This window comes from Compostibacter hankyongensis, from assembly GCF_039541075.1.
Taxonomy (GTDB): domain Bacteria; phylum Bacteroidota; class Bacteroidia; order Chitinophagales; family Chitinophagaceae; genus Compostibacter; species Compostibacter hankyongensis.
Genome location: NZ_BAABFN010000022.1, coordinates 98,018 through 109,715, shown reverse-complemented (window position 1 = coordinate 109,715; position 11,698 = coordinate 98,018). Strand labels below are relative to the sequence as shown.

Here is an 11,698-nt window from a genome sequence, read left to right as displayed (position 1 = left end):
TCTCTTGATCCTAAGCAGCCGGGAGGGCTTTTCAGGAGGCAGGAGACGTTTTGTCCGACCGGGGAAGCTGCTCGGTTTCCGGATCGTAGCGTACAAAAAAATACAGGTACATCACGCGGGAGAACCGGATCAGCCAGGGCATGGCAACCAGGAGGATCAGCGCGTTGACCAGCAGCCACCAGTAAATGCTGTTGTCCCCGACGGATATGCCAAAGATCAGCCAGTACCAGGCCAGGTTGAAGACGGAAAGCGCGACGGTAAGCCCGTAGCTTACGTATCCGGTGCCATACCAGAACCCTACCTCCAGCTCATAGCGCTGTCCGCATTCCGGACAGTGCTTGGGCATGGAGAACATCTTCCTGAGGTGGTAGGGGTTGGGGTCGGTAAACATGTTGCCCCGGCGACAGCGGGGGCATTTATAGGTGAAGAGGCTTGCCAGCAGACTGCGGGATTTCATCCGTTTGAAATTTGCGCAAAGTTAATGTTTTATTTGACCCGACGGGCTTAGACGGCAATGCCGTCGGCGGCGGGTGCGGGATCGGATTTCCGCTCTCCGATCTGCTGCCGCCACATGGCGTAATAAAGGCCTTTTTCGCGGACCAGCTCACTGTGGGTGCCCGTTTCCACGATATCGCCCCTTTCCAGCACGTAGATGCGATCCGCATGCATGATGGTGGAGAGGCGGTGGGCAATGAGCACGGTGATCTGTTTTCTCCGGGATGATATTTTTTTGATGGTATCCGTAATGGCTTCTTCCGTAATGGAATCCAGCGAAGAGGTGGCCTCATCGAAGATGAGCAGCCTCGGATCGCGCAGCAGGGCGCGGGCAATAGAAAGGCGCTGCCTTTCGCCCCCGGATATTTTCATACCGCCTTCCCCGATCACCGTATGGATACCCTTTTCCGCCCTGGAGAGGATATACTGGCATGAGGCATCGTTCAGCGCCGCGAGGATCTGTTCGTTCGTGGCATCGGGCCGCACAAAGACCAGGTTCTCCCGGATGGTGCCGGCAAACAGCTGTGTATCCTGCGTTACATATCCGATCTGTCTGCGGAGCGCATCGAAGTCGATGTCCCGGCTGCTGATGCGGTTGTACAAGATGCGGCCTTCGCCGGGATGGTACAGGCCCACCAGCAATTTGGCCAGCGTGGTCTTGCCGGACCCGGAGGGCCCTACCAGGGCGATCGTTTCCCCCGCTTCTGCAGTAAAACTTATTTTATTCAGCGCTTTGTGCTGGGCGGTAAGATGCCGGAAGCTGACCTGCTCAAAGGAAAGCCGGGTGATATCGCCGAAAGACCGCGGCTGCAGGGGCTTCGATTCTTTGGGCTTTTTCATGAGGGTGTCGAAATTCTGCAGCGAGGCTTCTGCTTCGCGGTAGGACATGATGATGTTTCCGAGTTCCTGCAGGGGGTTAAAGATGAAAAAAGAAAAGAATTGCAGGGTCATCATCTGGCCTACCTGCAGCACATCCCGGAAGATCAGCCATAGCAGGGTGAACATGATGCACTGGCGGAGGAAGTTTACAAAGGTCCCCTGGATGAAGCTCAGGCTGCGGATGCGTTTTACCTTGGTCAGCTCGAGGCCCAGTATCTTGTAGGTGTTTTTATTCAGCCGGTCGATCTCCTGGTCGGTCAGCCCCAGGCTTTTGACCAGCTCGATGTTGCGCAGCGATTCGGTGGTGGCGCCGGCCAACGCCGTGGTTTCGTTGACGATATGCCGTTGTATGATCTTTATCTTTTTACTCAGCCAGCTGGTCAGCCAGGCCAGGAAAAAGCTGCCGGTAAAAAACAGGGCCACGATGCGCCAGTCCAGCCGGAGCGAGTAGATGGTTACAAATACGATTCCTATAGCAGCGGTAAACAGGACGTTGACGAAGGAGGTAATGAATTTTTCACAGTCGGCCCTGGCCTTGGTCAGGATGGAAAGCGTTTCCCCGCTGCGCTGATCTTCAAAATCCTGGTAAGGCAGCTGCATGGAATGCCGCAGTCCGTCGGTAAACAGCTTTGCCCCGAATTTCTGGATGATGACATTGACAAAATAGTCCTGGAAGGCCTTGGCAATACGGGAAACCATGGCTACGCCGATGGCGGCTCCCAGCCAGAGCAGCACGCCCCGGGTAAAATCGCCGTCAGGACGCGGGATCTTCCGGATCACTTTTCCGGCGGCATCGGTGATCCATTTTTCGTGCGGATGCGTGGCATACTGGTCGATGATCTTCCCCAGGATAACGGGATCCAGCAGGGAAAAAGTCTGGTTTATGGCTGCCAGTATAAGGGCCAGCAGGATCAGCCATTTGAAATTTTTCAGATAAGCGAGCAGTATCCGCATAATGCCGGCAAAGTTACGTTAAAAATACACAGCGGATATTTTCCGGGGCGGCTACAGACCCCAGTTGTCCCGGTCCAGGCTTCGGTACTGGATGGCCTCGGCAATGTGTTCCGCCAGGATGGTTTCCTGGGCGTCCAGATCGGCGATGGTACGGGCTACCTTCAGAATGCGGTCGTAAGCGCGGGCGGAGAGCTGCAGCCGCTCCATCGCTTTTTTTAGCAGATTTTGCGGTACGGGGCTGAGCCGGCAAACCTCCTTCAGCAGCCGGGCAGACATGTGGGCGTTGCTGTGCAGCCCCGGGTGTTCCCTGAACCGCGCTGTCTGGATGTGCCGGGCACGGATCACCCGTTCCCTTATCGCCGCGCTGTTTTCCGCGGCAGGCTCCGCGGAGAGCTCGGAAAAAGGTACCGGGGTCACCTCCACATGCAGATCGATACGATCCAGCAGGGGACCGGAAATTCTGTGCAGGTATTTTTGCACCGCGCCGGGGGGACAGGAGCACGCTTTTTCGGGATGGTTGAAATAGCCGCAGGGGCAGGGGTTCATCGAGGCCACCAGCATAAAGCTGGCCGGGAACTCCACTGCTACTTTTGCCCGGGATACGGACACCCGCCGCTCCTCCATGGGCTGCCGCATCACCTCCAGCACGCTGCGTTTGAATTCCGGAAGCTCGTCCAGGAAGAGCACGCCATTGTGCGCCAGGGATATTTCGCCGGGCTGCGGGATACCGCCGCCGCCGACCAGGGCCACGTCGCTGATGGTGTGGTGCGGCGACCGGAAGGGACGCCGGTAGACGAGGGTGGCATTTTCCGGCAGCCTGCCCGCCACCGAATGTATCTTGGTGGTTTCGAGGGCCTCCTGTAGGGAAAGGGGAGGGAGAATGCCCGGCAGCCGTTTGGCCAGCATGGTCTTGCCTGCGCCCGGAGGGCCGATCAGGATCACGTTATGTCCGCCGGCCGCCGCTACTTCCAGGGCGCGTTTGATGTTTCGCTGCCCCCGGACGTCGCTGAAATCAGGCCCGGCTTCGCGCTGCGCTTCAAAAAACTCATCGCGTGTATGCACCACCGTTGGCTGCAGGGCATCCTGATCTTTGAAATAAGCCAGTATATCGCGGATATGGGATATGCCGAATACGGGAAGGTCGTTGATGATGGCCGCCTCGCGGGCGTTGGCCCGGGGGATAAACAGGGCGCGGAAGCCTTCTTTCCTGGCTTGCAGCGCAATGGGCAGCGCCCCTTTGATCGGCAGCACATCGCCGTTGAGGGAGAGCTCTCCCATGATGATATACCGGTCCAGTTCGGGAGCGGTGATCTGACCCGTAGCGCTGAGCATGCCGATGGCGATGGGGAGATCATAGGCCGTGCCGGCTTTTCGCAGGTCTGCAGGCGCCAGGTTAACGATCATTTTCCTGCGGGGCATCGAGAAGCCGTTGTTCCGGATGGCCGCCTCGATGCGCTGCAGGCTTTCCTTTACCGCATTGTCGGGGAGCCCTACGATGAAATAACGAAACCCGTCGCCGATGTTTACCTCTATGCTGATGGTGCGTGCATCAACTCCATAAACAGCGCTGCCGAAGGTTTTCACCAGCATGAGAGAGAGGATTGTTGATCCGGCTAAGATAACAAAAAATAAGGGAAGGCTCAGCCGATGCGGTCCAGCAGCTCAAGGACCTTTTCCCGTTTCAGGATAAGAAAGCCGAGCCGGTCGTTTGAAATGCCATCTTTCAGCTGATAGCTGAAGGAAGGAACTTCGTCTGTTACGGATGTCTCAAAATAATTAAAGCGGATATTGTGGTATTGCTGCAGGTCCGCCGCTATTTCATAAAGATGGGTGGAAAGCACGAAAAAGCTGTTGCGCATCTTCAAAAGACCTTCGATCACCTTCACGGAGCATATTTTGGCATCGCGGAAGTTGGTGCCTTTGAACAGCTCATCGATCAGGATCAGCCAGTGCCGGCCGTCGTTGATCTTCAGGATCGTTTTTTTGATCCGTTGCACCTCGTTGAAAAAATAGCTTTCTCCCAGCACTACGTTATCTTCTACCTGGATGGTGCTGAGCAGCCCGTCCATCCAGGTAAGCTGCAGCTCTTCCGCGGGCACCCCCATGCCGATGTGGGCCAGGAAGGCGGAGATGCCTATGGCCTTGATAAAGGTGCTCTTGCCGGACATGTTGGCCCCGGTCAGGAATAAAAAGTTGGTTTCCGGATCCATGCTGACCTCATAGGAAACCGGATGTTTCAGCAGGATATGGTACAGTGCCCTGGCGCGGAAGAAAGGATGGTCATCTGTGGCGAAGCGGGGGAACGAAAGTCCGAAATGCTTTACGGCGGCCGCCATGGAGTAGTAGGCATCCAGCTGGTAATACAGCGCGATCAGGGCGGTCACCGACCGTTGCTGGTGCCTCAGCTGGTAGCCGAAATACAGTACGCGGGAGAAGGAAAGCCTTTCCTGCGGGTCGTACTGGCTCATCTCCTTTATCACCGGCTTGGCCAGCATATCCTCCACCTGCGTAAACAGCTTCCGCAGCAGCGGAGGGGTATTTGCCTGCCGGTACAGCCCCATCAGCTGGCTGAGCCCCTGAAAAAAGCTGATAAAATGCGAAAGCGAATAGCGGACCAGGGAATAATCCCCTGCATACATGATACGGTAATAGAGATTCTGAGGGGAGAGAGCGGCATTCTGGGCGGGGGGTATGGGCTCGCTGCCGGCGTCAAAGAACTTTTCCATCACCATCATGGTGCCGTTGGTGATGCTGTCAGGCCACTGCTCGATACCGGCAAGGATATACTTTACCGTATCCTGCGTGCCGGATACCGCTGCGATGTCGGCGAGGGGATGGGTAAAAAAAAACTTCAGCTGCTCTTTGCCGCCAACGGTACGGGTGAAGTTGAGCCGGTGGAAGACGGAATAAGTTTCCTCTTTATTGAAAACGGAAAGGTCTTCTAAGGTGGTTTTATCTATTTCCATGGCGCCTGTAATTACCTTTGGTGAAAACACGATTGCCGCTTCCCCGCTCCGGCAGTGCGCCCTCGGCGTTTTTAAAGGAAAGCCAGCCGCTTACCCTTTTTAGATTCATCAAAGCCGTTTTTTCCATATACCGGATACCCGTTTACAAAGGTGGTATGGATGGCCGCAGGAAAATCATGGCCTTCAAAGGGACTCCATTTGCATTTGTAGTACAGGTTTTCCGGTGTTACGGAAGTGGAGCCGCCCAGGTCTGCCAGCACCAGGTCCGCATAATAACCCTCACGGATATATCCGCGGTCGCGTATTTTGAAGCAGACGGCCGGGGCATGACACATCTTTTCCACCACCTTCTCCAGGGGGATGCTGCCTTTTTTTACATATTCAAGCATGAGCAGCAGGCCGTGTTGTACCAGGGGCAGGCCCGCGGGTGCGGAAGGGTAGGGCTGCTGTTTTTCTTCGGCGGTATGGGGGGCATGGTCCGTGGCGATCACATCCAGCCGGTCGTCCAGCAGGGCTTCCCAGAGCTTCTCGCGGTGCCGGGGGGCCTTGATGGCGGGATTACACTTGATCCGGTTGCCCAGGGCGGCATAGTCATCTGACGTAAAATGGAGATGATGCACGCATACTTCAGCGGTGATCCGTTTATCGGCCAGGGGCAGCATGTTGCCGAAGAGCTGCAGCTCTTCGGCCGTCGTAATATGCAGGATATGCAGGCGGGTATCGAATTTCTTGGCCAGCTGCACGGCCAGGAAAGAGGACTCAAAACAAGCCGCTTCATCCCGGATGAGGGGGTGATCTGCCGCAGTCAGACGCTCTTCTCCTTTTTCTGCCGTTATCCGTTGGAGATTATTGCGGATGATCTGTTCGTTTTCGCAATGGGTGGCGATAAGCAGCTCCGTCTCCGAAAAGATCTTCTCCAGCGTAAGCAGGTTATCGACCAGCATGTTGCCCGTGGAAGACCCCATGAACACCTTTACGCCGCATACAGAGCGCTTTTTGGCATTGGTTTTGATGACCTCTTCCGCGTTGTCGTTGGATACGCCCATGAAGAAGGAATAGTTGGCCAGCGAGGTGGCCGCGCCGATGTCGTATTTTTCTTCCAGCAGGGCTTGTGTAAGCGCCGGCGGCCGGGTATTGGGCATCTCCATGAAGCTGGTGACGCCTCCGGCCACTGCAGCGCGCGCTTCGCTGTAGATACAGGCCTTGTGGGTGAGCCCCGGTTCGCGGAAATGTACCTGGTCGTCAATGACCCCCGGAAGCAGGTAAAGGCCCTCCGCGTTGATCTCTTCGAAGCTGCCCGGTGGATTGAGCTGCGGGCCTGTGCGGACGATGCGTTCCTCCTCGATGAGCACATCTCCGGGCATAATGTTACCTTCGTTGACAATAAATGCGTTTTTTATAAGATATCTTTGCATGCAGTAAAAATAAGAAAACCCCGGCAACCGGCCGTATTATCGTTGCCGCCGTTGCTTTCCGTTTTAGATTTAAATTCAAAATATGGCATTTCTACGATGGGGTATTACCCTGTTTGCATTGCTGCTGACCGTTACCGCCTTCGGACAGTCTACCGACATCCCTTTCGGCAGCAAGGATTATCCGGTGCTGGACCGGCTGGAGATCAAATCCGGCCTTTTTCCGGAGCAATTCAGCAGCGGCATCAAGCCCATATCCCGCCGTGCGGCCGTGGCCTATGCGCTGGCGGTAGACAGTCTGGCCGCAAAGGATCCCTCCATCATCAGCAGCGTAGAACATCCTTACTGGGTTACCACCGGCCTTTCGGAAATAGACCGTTATAACCTGAGGAAGCTCCTGGCTGATAACGGCGAATGGGCGCCCGATTCGCTGAGCTTTGAGCCCAGCCGTGTGCCCTGGGTGAAAACATTTTACAAGAACAAGACCAACCTTTACGAAGTAAATGTTCCCGACTTTTATCTTGCGGTGAATCCCCTGCTGCTGCTGCAGATCGGCAAGGAAAGCAATAACGATGAAGCCCTGTATATCAATACCCGGGGTCTTGAGGTACGCGGGCGTATCGCCGATAAGGTGGGCTTTTACGCCATGCTGTCGGAAAACCAGGAACGGCCTCCCTTTTTTATGCAGGACCGGATTGATAAATGGCAGGCTGTGCCGGGTATCGGCTACTATAAAAATATAAAGAACCGTTCGGGCGGTTATGATTACTTCAATGCCGCAGGCTATGTCAGCTTCGGTGTGACGAAATACATAGACGTGCAGTTCGGGTATGGCAATAATTTTATCGGGGATGGTTACCGCAGCCTGCTGCTGAGCACCAACGCGGCCAATTACCTTTACCTGAAGCTGCATACCCGTATCTGGAAGCTCGACTATGAAAATATTTTTGCCGAGCTGATATCCCAGTATCCGCGTGGCGAAGGCGATTTCCTGCGGCCCAAGAAGTACATGGCCATGCACCACCTGGGTGTAAACCTTACCCGCTGGCTGAACGTAGGGGCTTTTGAAAGTGTGGTGTTTTCCCGGAAAGATCATTTTGAGTTCCAGTACCTGAACCCGATTATCTTCTACCGGGCCATAGAGCAGATGGTGGGCAGCCCGGATAAGGTTATCGTGGGGCTGGATGCCAAGGCCAACGTAGCGCACCACTTCCAGTTTTATTCCCAGTTTTTCCTGAACGAGCTGAAGGTGAAGGAATTCTTTGGTAACCGGGGCTGGTGGGGCAACAAGTGGGGACTGCAGCTGGGCGGCAAATATGTGGACGCCTTCAATGTGCCTAACCTCGATCTGCAGGGTGAGGTCAACGTCGTACGCCCGTACACGTATACCCACGGGGACTCCGTAGCCAACTACACCCATTACAACCAGCCGCTGGCGCATCCCTGGGGAGCCAATTTCGCCGAATTTATCGGCATAGTCCGCTACCAGCCCGTAAAGAAGCTGTATCTCGAAGCCAGGGGTATCTATGGGGATCAGGGGCTGGATTACCCGGGCACCAACTACGGAAGCAATATCTTTATGGACTACAAAACCCGGGAAAAGGAGTATGGCAATACGATAGGGCAAGGGCTGAAGTCACGCACCCTGAATGTGCTGCTGCTGGCTTCTTACGAAGTAAGGGATAATCTTTTTGTGGACCTTTCTTTCCAGACCCGGAAAACGGGGGGCGCATATAAAACCTATTATCCTGAAGAAGGGAAGCGGAGCGAGACCAACTTCTTCAGCGCCGCGCTGCGGTGGAACCTCGGCCGGCGGATATATGACTATTAAGCCGGGTGCGGAATGATCAGCAGGCAGCGTTTAGCCTTCCAGGTGGATGGAAAAAACGATGATGCGGGAAATCAGCCGTTCGATGATATTGGAATAAGGATTTTCCGGCTCCCGGATCTGGATATTGCTGAAGCCATTGCTGAGCTTGATCTCCGGGGAGAAGATAAAATGGGGGAAATAAAATTCGAACCCCAGTCCTGCCTCATACCCGTAATCGAGCTTGTTGGCCTTGACGATATCATATTCCCGGCGTGCCTGCGTATTGGCAGCCAGGTCGTAATCAAACTTAAGTCCTCCTATTACATAAAAACGGAAGTTCCCGATCCGGTCGGATTTCAGCTTTAGCTGCAGCGGAAAGCTAAGGAGGATAGAAGGAATGTTTTTATCCTCTACCAGCGAATCCGTTTTAAAGAGATAATGCAGGCCCTTGTCGGCAAAGACGAGGTTGGGGTTGAAGCGCAGGTCCAGCTTTTTGTTGATCCGCATATTGCCCAGCAGGCCCAGGTTAAAGCCCTGGCTGTGCAGGGGCTCCACCAGCAGCACGCTGTCGTCATGAATAAATTTGTCGGCATGCTCCAGCTTGTAATAGGATTGGTTGTATCCCAGGGTGATCCCGAAATAATAAGGCTGGTCGTCGTGATTGGCCAGGTTCAGGTAATCGCTTTGGGCATGCAGCGCCCCGGCGGAACCCAGCAGCAGGAGTGCGGGGATCAGTTTACGGCATAATAGACCGAGCATATGCCGAAGGTGAGAGGCGTACATGTTGCGTTGCTGTAACCCGTTTTTTTCAGGATGCCGATCATTTCGGCGCCCTGTGGAAAGGCGGCTACCGATTCGGGCAGATAAGCATAGGCTTCCCTGCTCCTGGCCACCCATTTGCCGATATTCGGTGTTATAAAACGAAAATACAGGTTAAATAATTGTTTTACCGGGAAAATTGACGGTTTCGAGAATTCCAGGATCACGGCCTTGCCCCCCGGCTTCAGCACGCGCCGCATCTCGGAAAGGCCTTGTTCGAGGTGCTCGAAGTTCCGCACGCCGAAGGCGGCGGTCACCGCGTCGAAGGCGGCATCGGGGAAGGGCAGCGCTTCGCTGTCGCCCTGCTGCAGGTGAACGGCATCTTCCATTCCCTGCTCCCGGATCTTTTTCCGTCCCAGCTCCAGCATGCCTTCGGAAATATCCACGCCCGTTACTTTTTCGGGCTGCAGCATCTGCCGGATCAGGATGGCCAGGTCGCCGGTGCCGGTGGCCACGTCCAGCACCTGCCGGGGATGGTCTTCCCGGAGCATCCGGATGGCCTTTTTCCTCCAGGTGCGGTCGATCCCCAGCGAAAGAAAATGATTCATGAAGTCGTACCGGAACGCAATCCGGTTAAACATCTGGGCAATCTGTTCCTTCTTGCTTAAATTTGACTCCCGGTACGGGACCGTTTGCTGCGCTGTTTCCTCTGGCATAGGCCGCAAAGATAGGGAATAGTTGCTCAGCAGTACGGACCGGCACTTCGAAGCCATTATGATCATTCAGAGCGCAACCTATATCATCAGTAATACGGACTGGCGGAAATCCCCCCCGCCGGATAAGCCGGAATATGCTTTTATCGGCCGTTCCAACGTCGGGAAATCCACGCTGATCAATATGCTGACAGACCGGACCCGACTGGCCAAGGTGAGCGGTACTCCCGGGAAGACGCAGACCATCAATCATTTCCTGATCAACGAGGCCTGGTACCTCGTGGATCTGCCGGGTTACGGCTTCGCCAAGGTGGCGCGGCAGCAGCGGGAGCAGTGGAGCAAGATGAGCGGGGAGTACCTGCGCAACCGTTCCAACCTGGGTTGTGTGTTTGTGCTGCTGGACAGCCGTCTTACGCCGCAGGAGGCCGATCTGTCGTTCATCAGGCAGCTGGGGGAATGGGAAGTTCCGTTCAGCCTGGTGTTCACCAAATCGGATAAAAATACCCAGCTGGTTACCTCGCGGAATGTAAAAGCTTTTCTGAATAAGCTAAAGGAAGACTGGGAATTCCTGCCGCCGCATTTTGTCACCTCGGCGGTAAAGCGCAGCGGCCGGGAAGCGCTTCTGGAATATATCGGGGAGCTCAATATCCGTTTCGGGGCTATTGCCAGGGGGAGCTGAAAAGGGGAGACAGGTTTACCGTTGTGCGGTAGCGGCACAACCCAAGGGAAGATAGCGGCGGGAGCAGCGGCTCAGTTCACCATTTTATCGGCGCAGCAGCTGCTGGCAAAAGCATCGGGTTTGGCCTTGAAGGCAAAGCCCATACCGAGGATGTATCCCATCGCTTCCCGAAGGGCCTCGTTGCTTTTGAAATGGGGATTGGTGTTGATGTCGGCATGCACCTCCATATCCACATCATATTCCGTAAAGAGATCGCACAGCTCGTAAGCCGTTTCGATGCTCCTGGCCACCTCCACCAGCATCCGTTCCTTGATGCTGAATTGCTGCAGCGTTTTTTCGTTGTGGATAAACATAAACCCGCCGTGCTTTTCCCGCAGGAATACGATAACGGTAGCAAATTCTGTTTCGGCTCCTTTGACCTGTGAGTCGGTGCCGATGCAGACTTTCAGATGGTAGCCCTTGCCCGTTTCGCGGACAATGGCCCGTCTGACTTCTTCTTTTATGGGCAGCCGCAGCTGCTCACCATTGAATCTTCTCCAGTTCATCTGTTAATTGTTTTTTAATGATCAGATGGTATAATGGATAAAAAATTATCCTAATGTACGAAGAAAAGGAATACGAAACTTGTTATGGCTTTGTTAAGCGAGGGAATCAGTATTGCCCGGTGCTGAGCAGTACCAGGGTGCAGGCTTCCATGGTCTGTATGCCGGCTTTGCGGGCGCGGGCGGCGAAGCCGGGGTTTTCGGCTCCGGGGTTGAAGATGATCCTTTGGGGACGGAGGTCCAGGATAGCCGTTTCGTAGGGTTGCTGATTGGCAGCGTTGAGATATAACGTTACCGTATGTACGTTTTTTCCGGAAGGAAAGGTGGTTTGCAGCGATATATCCGCTACTTCTCCCAACCGTTTACCCACCGCAATGACAGGGATGCCTTTTGCCCGCAGATTCCTCACCGCCAGGTAGCTGTAGCGCTGTGGGTTGGGGGAAGCTCCCAGTACGAGCGTGGTTTTTGCGGTCAGGTCGGTTTCCATCG

Annotated in this window: 11 protein-coding genes; 2 read left to right on the top strand and 9 right to left on the bottom strand. The window is 54.8% G+C overall.

What is annotated here, in order from left to right; translation table 11 throughout:
- Positions 1–31: 31 nt before the first annotated feature.
- From ABD851_RS16520 to ABD851_RS16500, 5 genes are all read right to left on the bottom strand, one after another.
- Positions 32–457, bottom strand: coding sequence for a DUF983 domain-containing protein (locus ABD851_RS16520; protein ID WP_344981370.1), 426 nt, complete (start codon positions 455–457; stop codon positions 32–34).
- Positions 458–504: 47 nt separating this feature from the next.
- Positions 505–2,328: an ABC transporter ATP-binding protein gene (locus tag ABD851_RS16515; RefSeq protein WP_344981368.1), complete on the bottom strand. Its 1,824-nt coding sequence runs from the start codon at positions 2,326–2,328 to the stop codon at positions 505–507.
- A 51-nt stretch (positions 2,329–2,379) separates the two neighbouring features.
- Positions 2,380–3,918: a YifB family Mg chelatase-like AAA ATPase gene (locus tag ABD851_RS16510; RefSeq protein ID WP_344981366.1), complete on the bottom strand. Its 1,539-nt coding sequence runs from the start codon at positions 3,916–3,918 to the stop codon at positions 2,380–2,382.
- 50 nt (positions 3,919–3,968) lie between these two features.
- Complete coding sequence (locus ABD851_RS16505; RefSeq protein WP_344981364.1) at positions 3,969–5,294, bottom strand: MutS-related protein; 1,326 nt, start codon at positions 5,292–5,294, stop codon at positions 3,969–3,971.
- 71 nt (positions 5,295–5,365) lie between these two features.
- A complete protein-coding gene (locus ABD851_RS16500; protein WP_344981362.1) occupies positions 5,366–6,709 on the bottom strand; it encodes a dihydroorotase in 1,344 nt (447 codons plus the stop codon).
- A gap of 82 nt (positions 6,710–6,791) precedes the next feature.
- On the opposite strand from ABD851_RS16500, the gene ABD851_RS16495 reads away from it, so the two are divergent.
- Positions 6,792–8,537 carry a hypothetical protein gene (locus tag ABD851_RS16495; RefSeq protein ID WP_344981360.1) on the top strand — a complete coding sequence of 582 codons (1,746 nt, stop codon included), beginning with the start codon at positions 6,792–6,794 and terminating at the stop codon, positions 8,535–8,537.
- A 30-nt stretch (positions 8,538–8,567) separates the two neighbouring features.
- On the opposite strand, the gene porT is transcribed toward ABD851_RS16495, so the two are convergent.
- Both porT and ubiE read right to left on the bottom strand, forming a co-directional pair.
- Positions 8,568–9,275: a type IX secretion/gliding motility protein PorT/SprT gene (gene porT, locus ABD851_RS16490; protein ID WP_344981358.1), complete on the bottom strand. Its 708-nt coding sequence runs from the start codon at positions 9,273–9,275 to the stop codon at positions 8,568–8,570.
- Positions 9,248–9,916, bottom strand: a complete 669-nt coding sequence (gene ubiE, locus ABD851_RS16485) for a bifunctional demethylmenaquinone methyltransferase/2-methoxy-6-polyprenyl-1,4-benzoquinol methylase UbiE (RefSeq protein ID WP_344981356.1) — start codon at positions 9,914–9,916, stop codon at positions 9,248–9,250. The genes porT and ubiE overlap by 28 nt, the downstream gene beginning before the upstream one ends.
- 97 nt (positions 9,917–10,013) lie before the next feature.
- Between ubiE and yihA the strand changes: the two genes are divergently transcribed.
- Positions 10,014–10,667 carry a ribosome biogenesis GTP-binding protein YihA/YsxC gene (gene yihA / locus ABD851_RS16480; RefSeq protein WP_344981354.1) on the top strand — a complete coding sequence of 218 codons (654 nt, stop codon included), beginning with the start codon at positions 10,014–10,016 and terminating at the stop codon, positions 10,665–10,667.
- A 71-nt stretch (positions 10,668–10,738) separates the two neighbouring features.
- Here the strand turns inward: yihA and ABD851_RS16475 are convergent, their stop codons facing one another.
- The gene (locus ABD851_RS16475) at positions 10,739–11,212 is read right to left on the bottom strand and encodes a ribonuclease H-like YkuK family protein (RefSeq protein WP_344981352.1); all 474 of its coding nucleotides are present in this window, start codon (positions 11,210–11,212) and stop codon (positions 10,739–10,741) included.
- Positions 11,213–11,318: 106 nt separating this feature from the next.
- Positions 11,319–11,696, bottom strand: coding sequence for a CoA-binding protein (locus ABD851_RS16470; RefSeq protein WP_344981350.1), 378 nt, complete (start codon positions 11,694–11,696; stop codon positions 11,319–11,321).
- Between the last annotated feature and the right edge of the window lie 2 nt (positions 11,697–11,698).